Annotated in this window: 8 protein-coding genes; 1 reads left to right on the top strand and 7 read right to left on the bottom strand. The window is 72.4% G+C overall.

Annotated elements, in window-relative coordinates:
• The 6 genes from HG543_RS49265 to HG543_RS49240 all read right to left on the bottom strand — a co-directional run.
• A partial coding sequence (locus HG543_RS49265; RefSeq protein ID WP_169351918.1) for a response regulator occupies window positions 1-527 on the bottom strand: 527 nt, incomplete at its 3' end.
• Window positions 524-3,076 carry an ATP-binding protein gene (locus HG543_RS49260; protein ID WP_169351917.1) on the bottom strand — a complete coding sequence of 851 codons (2,553 nt, stop codon included), beginning with the start codon at window positions 3,074-3,076 and terminating at the stop codon, window positions 524-526. The genes HG543_RS49260 and HG543_RS49265, both read right to left, overlap by 4 nt.
• Window positions 3,073-3,450: a response regulator gene (locus HG543_RS49255; RefSeq protein WP_169351916.1), complete on the bottom strand. Its 378-nt coding sequence runs from the start codon at window positions 3,448-3,450 to the stop codon at window positions 3,073-3,075. Before HG543_RS49255 ends, HG543_RS49260 begins: the two co-directional genes overlap by 4 nt.
• A gap of 64 nt (window positions 3,451-3,514) precedes the next feature.
• Window positions 3,515-4,735 carry a GAF domain-containing sensor histidine kinase gene (locus tag HG543_RS49250; RefSeq protein WP_169351915.1) on the bottom strand — a complete coding sequence of 407 codons (1,221 nt, stop codon included), beginning with the start codon at window positions 4,733-4,735 and terminating at the stop codon, window positions 3,515-3,517.
• 132 nt (window positions 4,736-4,867) lie between these two features.
• Window positions 4,868-5,305, bottom strand: a complete 438-nt coding sequence (locus tag HG543_RS49245; RefSeq protein WP_169351920.1) for a helix-turn-helix domain-containing protein — start codon at window positions 5,303-5,305, stop codon at window positions 4,868-4,870.
• Between the two features lie 59 nt (window positions 5,306-5,364).
• Window positions 5,365-5,745 carry a helix-turn-helix domain-containing protein gene (locus HG543_RS49240; RefSeq protein WP_169351914.1) on the bottom strand — a complete coding sequence of 127 codons (381 nt, stop codon included), beginning with the start codon at window positions 5,743-5,745 and terminating at the stop codon, window positions 5,365-5,367.
• Between the two features lie 246 nt (window positions 5,746-5,991).
• Between HG543_RS49240 and HG543_RS49235 the strand changes: the two genes are divergently transcribed.
• The gene (locus tag HG543_RS49235) at window positions 5,992-7,206 is read left to right on the top strand and encodes a serine/threonine protein kinase (protein ID WP_169351913.1); all 1,215 of its coding nucleotides are present in this window, start codon (window positions 5,992-5,994) and stop codon (window positions 7,204-7,206) included.
• Between the two features lie 312 nt (window positions 7,207-7,518).
• On the opposite strand, the gene HG543_RS49230 is transcribed toward HG543_RS49235, so the two are convergent.
• A complete protein-coding gene (locus HG543_RS49230) occupies window positions 7,519-7,815 on the bottom strand; it encodes a hypothetical protein (protein ID WP_343073638.1) in 297 nt (98 codons plus the stop codon).
• Window positions 7,816-7,952 lie beyond the last annotated feature (137 nt).

The raw sequence follows: 7,952 nt of genomic DNA, 5'->3' as shown, positions 1-7,952 counted from the left end.
GCCCGCACCCGCCCCAGCAGCGCCTCCAGCCCGCTCACCTTCTCCCGCAGCCTCGCGCCGTACTCCGCGTTCAGCGCGGCCAGGCTCGCCGCCAGGTCGTCCCCCACCACCTCCGTCTCCTCGAACGCCTCGCGCGGCGGAGGAGGCGGCGTCACCGGCGCGAAGAGCTGGTCCACCCAGACCAGCAGCTCCTCCGGCCGGTACGGCTTGTGGATGATGCGCGCCACCCCCAGCTGCCGCGTCAGCAGCTCGTGGCTCTTCAGGTCCTTCCAGAACGCCGACGCGAACAGCACCGGCAACGCCGGCTCCGTCTTGCGCAGCTCCCGGATGAAGTCCGCTCCCGTCATCCCCGGCAGCAGCCCGTCCACGATGGCCGCGTCCACCGGCACCTTCGCCAGCACCGCGAGCGCCTCGGGGGCGCTGCGCGCCGACTCCACCCGGTAGCCCTTCTCCCGCAGGAGCGTGCACACCAGGGATTGCAGGTCCTTGTCGTCCTCCAGGAAGAGGAGCGTCCTGCCCCCACTCATGACAGTGCCTTTCTCTCCGCCGCCGCGGCCTCGCGCCGCGCCAGCAATCCATTCAGCAGCTCGCGCACGGAGGACACCAGCTCCTCCTCCGACGAGCGCGCCTTCGTCAGGTGCCGCGTAATCCCCAGCGTCAGCTGCCGCTGGTCCATGCTCGACAGCTCCCGCCCCGTGAAGACAATCAGCGGCGTCGTCCGGCCCTTGCCCTGGCGCAGGATGTCCACCACCTCGAAGCCGTCCAGCCTCGGCAGCCCCACGTCCAGCACGATGAGGTCCGGCGTCGTCTCGCGCGCCAGCTCCACCGCGCTCTCACCGTCCGCCGCCTCGAACACCTGCACGCCCAGCCGCTCCAGCTGCGCGCACAGCACCCGCCGCGTCCCCGCGTCGTCGTCCACCACCAGCACCCGCGCCTGCCCCGGCTGCCGCATGGCGTAGCGCAGCGACTTCAACAGCCGCGTCTCCTCCAGCGGCTTCGCCATCCAGTCCACCCACAGCGGCATCCCCACGCCCTCGCCCTCCGCCGAGCGCCCCGACAGCGCCAGCACCGGCAGCTCCCGCGTGCGCGGCTGCTCGCGCAGGCGCCGCACCCAGTCCAGCGCCTGCCCGTCCGGCATCTGCGTGTCCACCACCAGCGCGTCCGGCGGCGACGCCTCCAGCACCTCCGCCGCCTCCGCCAGCGAGCCCGCCCGCACCACCCGGTAGCCCTCGTGCGACAGGAGCCCGCGCAGCAGCGTGGACAGCTCCCCGTCCGCCGTCACCACCAGCACGTTGTAACGGGACTCGTCCCGGGGCACCGCCGACGCCGCCTCCGCCGACGCGGGCTTCAGCGGCTCCAGCGTGAAGGTGAAGGTGGAGCCCTTCCCCTCCTCGCTCTCCACCTCGATGCGTCCACCGTGCTGCTCCACGATGGCCTGCGAAATCGCCAGCCCCAGGCCCGTGCCTCCCTTGGAGCGCGTGTCCGAGCCGTCCAGCTGCTGGAAGCGCCCGAAGAGCCGGCTCCGCTTCTCCGCCGGAATCCCCGGCCCCTGGTCCACCACGCTGAAGCGCACCCGGCCGCCCGCCTCCTCGCGCACCCGCACCGTCACCGGCGCGTCCCGGGGCGAGAACTTCACCGCGTTGGACACCAGGTTCGTCAGCACCTGGATGAGCCTGTCCCGGTCCCCCTTCACCTTCGGCGCGCCCTCCACGTCCGAGCGCAGCGGCACACCCGCCGTGTCCGCCATGCCCTGCACGCCCGACAGCGTCGCCTCCACCAGCTCCGCGCACTCCAGCGGCGCCAGCTTCAGCTCCAGCTTGCCCGCGTCCATCTTCTCCAGGTCGAGGATGTCGTTGATGAGCCGGATGAGCCGCTCGGTGTTCGTCCGGGCGATGCGCACCATGTCCAGCGCCTGCGCCGGCAGCTCGCCCATGATGCCGCCCTCCAGGAGGCCCAGCGAGCCGCGGATGGAGGTGAGCGGCGTGCGCAGCTCGTGACTCACGGTGGAGATGAACTCGTTCTTCATCCGCTCCACCTCCTTGCGCTCGGTGATGTCGCGCACGAAGACGGTGAAGCGCCTCGGCCCGTCGCCATGCACGCGGGCGATGGTCAGCTCCGAGGGGAACACGCTCCCATCCGCGCGCAGGCACGGCGACTCCAGCCGCGTGGCCCCGCCCGCGGGCGCCTCCAGGGCCGCGGCCACGCGCTCGCGCGCTCCGGCCGGCAGCGACGCGGGCAGCGCCAGCGACAGGAAGTCCCGGCCCACCGCCTGCGCGGACGTCAGGCGGAACGTGCGCAACGCGGCGGGGTTCAGCTCCAGCAGCCGGCCCTCACCGTCCAACAGCAGCACGCCGTCCGGCGCGGCCTCGAGGATGGCCGCCTTGCGCGCCTCGCTCACGCTCAGCTCGCTGTTCGTCGTGGACAGCGCGGCGGTGCGCTCCTCCACCCGCCGCTCCAGGTCCGTGTTGAGCGTGCCCAGCTCGGCGGTGGCGCGCGACAGCCGCACCAGCACCACCATCACGTAGGCGCCCAGCAGCAGCGACACGAGGAAGAAGGCCACGCGCGAGCGCTCGTTGCGCGTCTGCGTCCGCTCGTAGAGCTGGAGGTAGGTGTTGATGAGGCGCTCGGCCTCCGCGCGGGCCGAGCGCTCCAGCATGGCCTGCACGAGGACGTTCGCCTCGCGCGTCTCGCCGCGCGCCTGCGCCGCGAGGGACTTCGCGAGCTGGGCCTCGTTCTCCTTCAGCACGCCGAGGTACCGCTCCAGCGTCGCCGCCAGCGTCTGGCGGTCCTGGTCCGGCAGGAAGGAGGGGAAGTCGCGCAGCGCCTCCGCGCGGGCCCGCAGCGCGGCGAAGTCCGACGGGCCGGAGCCGTGCACCTCCGGCAGCCCCAGGCGGGCACGCAGCACGTCCTGCTCCAGCTCCGCGCTGGCCACGAGGAGCTGCCGCAGGGACGTGCGGTACCGGTCGTTCTCCGACACCGCCCACGGGCGGCCCGTCATGAACAGGCCGCACAGGAGCAGCAGCGCGCCCGCCGCCAGCACCACCGAGCGCTTGGACAGGCGCGAACCCTTCATCATCCCGGCACCAGCTTCCGGATTTCCTGCGGCAGCGTCATGGGGTCGAACGGCTTGCCGATGACGCCCAGCGCGCCCAGCTCGAGGTAGCGGGCCACCTCCTGCTTCTGGATTTTCGCCGTCATGAAGATGATGGGCGTGCGCGCGGTGGCCTCCTGGGCGCGCAGCTTGCCGAACGTCGTGGGCCCGTCCATGCCGGGCATCATCACGTCCAGCAGGATGAGGTCCGGCTTCTCCGCGGCGGCCTTCTCCAGCGCTTCCGCTCCGGACGAGGCCAGCACCGTCTGCCAACCGCCCACCCGGCTGAGGCTGAGGTTGCCGATGGTGCGGATGTCGTCCTCGTCGTCCACCAGCATCACCTTGCGCAGGGTCGTCATCGCTTCGCTCCTCGGGAGGGGGACGGGGTACGGATGGGGCACGGCTCCGGATTTATCCTCGGATTCATCCCGCCTCCGGAGGCCGCTCGGGCAGCTCGAACCAGAAGACGGTGCCACCGCCGGGGGCGCACGTGAAGTCCAGCGTGCCGCCCTGCCGCTCCACCAGCGCGCGGGCGATGCTCAGCCCCAGGCCGGTGCCGCTGCGCTTGCGGGTGTCCGAGCCATCCGCCTGGGCGAACTTCTGGAAGATGCGCGAGCGGAAGGCGTCGGGCACGCCCGGGCCCCGGTCCTCCACGCCCACGCGCAGCCGGGCCCCCTCGCGCGACAGGCGCACGGTGACGCGCTCGCCGCGCGGGGAGTACTTGATGGCGTTGGACAGGAGGTTGGCCAGCACCTGCTCCAGCCGGTCCGGATCGACCACCACCCGGGCGCCGGCGAGGTCCAGCACCGTCTCCAGGCGCACGCCGTACGTGTCCGCGTAGCCCCGGTGCGCCTCCACCGCCTGGACGAGCAGCGGCGCCAGCTCCGTCGGCCGCGGGTGCAGGTCCAGCCGGCCGGACTCCATCTTGTCCAGGTCCAGCATGTCGTTGATGAGGCGCAGCAGCCGCTCGCTGTTCTTGTGGGCGATGCCCACCATCTCCGCCACGGGCGGCTCCATCGTCCCGGCCATCCCCCCGACGAGCAGCGACAGCGAGCCACGGATGGAGGTGAGCGGCGTGCGCAGCTCGTGGCTCACCGTGGAGACGAACTCGTTCTTCAGCCGCTGCTGCTCCTCCAGGGCCTCGCGCGCGAGGCGGATGGTGACGGAGTCGAACTCCAGCTCCACCCAGGCGGCCAGGTCCGCCAGCGCGGCGCGGTCCGCGTCGGAGAAGTCGCGCGGCTTGCTGTCCAGCAGGCACAGGGTGCCCACGCGGCTGCCGTCCGGCGCCCGCACCGGGTGGCCCGCGTAGAAGCGGATGTGGGGCGCGCCGAGGACGAGCGGGTTGTCGTGGAAGCGCGGGTCATGCAGCGCGTCCGGCACCACGAAGGTGTGGGAGCCGAGGATGGCGTGCCCGCAGAAGGAGACGTCCCGAGGCGTCTCGGTGGCCGACAGGCCGACCCGGGCCTTGAACCACTGCCGGGCCTCGTCCAGAAGCGACACCAGCGCGATGGGCACGTCGAACAGCCGCGCCGCGGCGCGGACGATGCGGTTGAACCGTTCCTCCGAGGGCGTGTCCAGCACGCAGAGGCTTTTCAGAGCCTGAAGCCGCTGGGACTCGTCCGGAGGCAGAGGGGGCGGAAGCATGAGCGGAACCCTGTGCTAACCCAGGGACAGGCGAATGAGGAGAGGGCGACCGACGGAGGCCCGCTCCGGGCGTTGGCGGGCGGACGGGCAGGCATGCCCCCACCCTTCGGGCTCATCCCGTGAGGTCGGCTGCTACCCCGTCGCCCGGCGCTTGCGGGCCGGGCGGGACACCGCCGCCGGAGCCCCGGGCCGGGGCATCACCGTGACGACGGCGTTCACCACCCGCGAAACGGCGCGAAGCTGGGCGGGCTCCAATTCCCGCAGCTTGCGCGTCATGCGGCGCAGCTCCACCGGGTCCTCGCGCGGCGTCTTCTTGGAGACCAGCGGCACCGGGGCGCCGGAGCGGCCCACGCCCAGCAGCGTGTCGGCGGAGACCTGCAGCACGTCACACAAGCGCCGGAGCGTCTGCGCGCGGGGCAGCATCTTCCCGCGCTCCATGCGGCTGTAGACCTCCATGGCCATGCCCATGCGCTCGGCCACGTCGCTCTGGGTGAGGCCCAGGCGCTGCCGGGCCTCTCGGGCGGCGCCTCCCAGGAGGACCGCGAGCTTGTGGTCGACGGGCTCACGCATGACGCCCGAGCGTCGCACGCGCTCCTGGCCGCGCAAGTTTCCCGCCCCGCCGCGCCCGCTCATCTGCGCAGCAGCCCGAGCGCGCCGTGCACCACCTGCGACACCGCCTTGAGCTGCGGCGGGTCCAGCGCCCGGAGGGCCCGCACCAGCCGGCGCAGGCGGGGCGGGTCCTCCCCCGGCGCGGGCTCGGCGACGCCCTCTTCCAGTGGCGCATCCAGTCCCTCCACCTCCAGGCCCAGCAGCGTGTCCGCGCCGATGCGCAGCACCTGACACAGCCGCCGCAGGGTGGTGACGCTGGGCAGCACCTTGCCGCGCTCCATGCGGCTGTAGACCTCCATGGCGATTCCCACACGTTCGGCCACGTCCGCCTGGGTCAGTCCGAGCCGGACCCGCGCGGCCCGCGCGGCCGCTCCCACGGTGATGGCCAGTTCCTCGTTCATCGTCCTCGCGCCTCTCCCAGATGAGAACCGTCACGTCCCATGTCCGGAACCCTACCGTCCAAGGCAGGAGACTACCCGAAGAGGCGGCTCGCGTGCTATGGACTCCACAGGTTGAATTCACATGCCACGCACCATGACCACCCACCCTGCCCCCAGACGTAAGCTGGACCCTCGACATCCTCCGGTTCCCACCCCGCTCGGGGGGAAAGGAGCCCCCTCGCGCGGCGCCGCCGGGAGGTGGACGCCATGAGCTCCTCCCACGGCATGCACCCGCTGCTGCTGCGCAACTCCGAGGAGGTGGGCGCCTTCCGCATCGTCCGGAGGCTGGCCACCGGAGGACAGGGCGCCATCTTCCTTGCCGAGTCGGAGACGCGCGGGCCGGTGGCGCTGAAGTTCGCGCTCCAGGGCCCCTCGCGGGACGACGAGGCGCGCGTGGACCGGCGCACGTGGAAGGAGGCCGCGGTGCTCATGCGCCTGGAGCACCCCAACGTGGTGGAGATGCTGGGCTACCGCCGGTGGCCGGACGCGCGCGACGGCTACATGGTGCTCATCCTGGGCTACGTGGAAGGTCCCACGCTGTCCGAGTGGGCGCTGCGCTGCCACCCCACGCCCCGGCGCGTGGCGCAGGTGTTCTCGCAGGTGGCGCTCACGCTGGACGCCATCCACCGCGAGGGCGTGCTCCACCGCGACATCAAGGGCAGCAACATCATCGTCCGCGCGTCGGACGGGCAGCCGGTGCTGGTGGACTTCGGCTCGGGAGACCACGCGTGCACGCCGCCCCTGACGGAGGACCGGCTGCCCCCGGGCACGCCCAGCCACCGCAGCCCGGAGTCGCTGCGCTTCTGGCTCGGGCCCCGCGTGTCCGGGTCTCGCTACGCCTTCCAGCCCACGGATGACCTGTACTCGCTGGGGCTGGTGCTGCACGAGGTGCTCACCGGCACCTTCCCCTACCCGGCCCAGCTGCCGCCGTCCGCGCTGCTGGCCAGCATCGAGTCCACCGAGCCGCGGCCTCCGTCCGAGCTCAACCCGCGCGTGCCCCGGGCGCTGGACCCCATCTGCCTGCGCCTGCTGCACAAGCACGCCGAGGGGCGCTACCCGTCCGGCGCGGAGCTGTACGGGGCGCTGAGCGCCGCGATGGAGACGGCGGACGCGTCGTGGGACGTGCCGCTGTTCCCACCGCGCTCGCCGCAGGACGCCGTCACCGAGGAGGACGAGGAGTTCTTCGACGGTGACGAGGAGGCACGCGAGCTGCGCCGGTGGGTGCGGGCTTCGGAGCGACCCGGGGGCGCGCTGGACACGGACTCCGGTGTGCCCGGCCGGCGCCGCACGCCGACCACCGAGCCCGGGTTCCCGGAGACGCCCGGGGAGGCGCGTCCCTCGCTGTGGCAGGTGTGGCTGCGGAGGAGGTTGCGCTCGCTGCGGAGAGGACTCGCCGCGCTGCGCTCGCGGCGTGGGAAGTAGCCGCGCCTCGTCCCGCTGTGCTCCCGACGTGGACGTGGGGCCCGCGCCACCGGACAGGCATCGCGCCCCGCTTCGGACGTAGGCACAGGACCAACGCCAGCGAGCAGGCGCCTCGCCAAGCTTCCGACGCGGACGTGGAGACCGCGCCACTCACTGGGGAGAAGCGTCGCCCCGCGCCAATTCGGACGTAGGAGCCCGCGCCACCGGGCAGCTGCTCCGTTCCATGGCTCTACCCACGTGGGAAGTGCGCACCGGGCCTCACGCCGACCGGGCTGTCCGTGCGGCGTGGACAGCCCGACCAGGTGCTCGCGGCTACCTCGCGCGCGGTGGACGGACGCGGCGAACGTCGGTGGACCGGTGCTGACTGGAGGGCTCCTCGGTGGGGAGCTGGACGGGGACGCCCGCCCACTCGGACAGCCGGCCGAGCAGGAAGCCGCGCTGGGGCTCGGGCAGCGTGCTCAGCGTGCCGTAGAAGCCGATGCCGTCCTCCGCGATGACGCGGTAGGAGTCATTGCGCGCGGACACGTTGAAGGCGCTCGCGCTCCACGGGCTCAGGTCCCCGTAGACGAGCAGCACGCGCTTCGCGTCGTAGCGCACCCAGCCCTCCACCCAGGCCAGGTGGAGTTGCCCCCGTCAAATCGGACAGCTCAGGGTTGAGAGTTAGCAGTACGGAACTCGCGGGGTGACTTCATCTTGAGGCCTCGGTGCGGGTGACAGCGGTTGTAGTCGTCGAACCAGGCGGGCAA

Source organism: Pyxidicoccus fallax (genome assembly GCF_012933655.1).
Taxonomy (GTDB): Bacteria; Myxococcota; Myxococcia; order Myxococcales; family Myxococcaceae; genus Myxococcus; species Myxococcus fallax.
The sequence above is the reverse complement of the archived record's forward strand: the minus strand, read 5'-3'. Positions and strand labels throughout refer to the sequence as shown.

Excerpts from the sequence above, each read along its gene's own strand:
- HG543_RS49245 (WP_169351920.1), bottom strand. The coding sequence starts at position 5,305 with ATGCGTGAGCCCGTCGACCACAAGCTCGCGGTCCTCCTGGGAGGCGCC.
- HG543_RS49260 (WP_169351917.1), bottom strand. The coding sequence starts at position 3,076 with ATGATGAAGGGTTCGCGCCTGTCCAAGCGCTCGGTGGTGCTGGCGGCG.
- HG543_RS49255 (WP_169351916.1), bottom strand. The coding sequence starts at position 3,450 with ATGACGACCCTGCGCAAGGTGATGCTGGTGGACGACGAGGACGACATC.
- HG543_RS49250 (WP_169351915.1), bottom strand. The coding sequence starts at position 4,735 with ATGCTTCCGCCCCCTCTGCCTCCGGACGAGTCCCAGCGGCTTCAGGCT.
- HG543_RS49235 (WP_169351913.1), top strand. The coding sequence starts at position 5,992 with ATGAGCTCCTCCCACGGCATGCACCCGCTGCTGCTGCGCAACTCCGAG.
- HG543_RS49240 (WP_169351914.1), bottom strand. The coding sequence starts at position 5,745 with ATGAACGAGGAACTGGCCATCACCGTGGGAGCGGCCGCGCGGGCCGCG.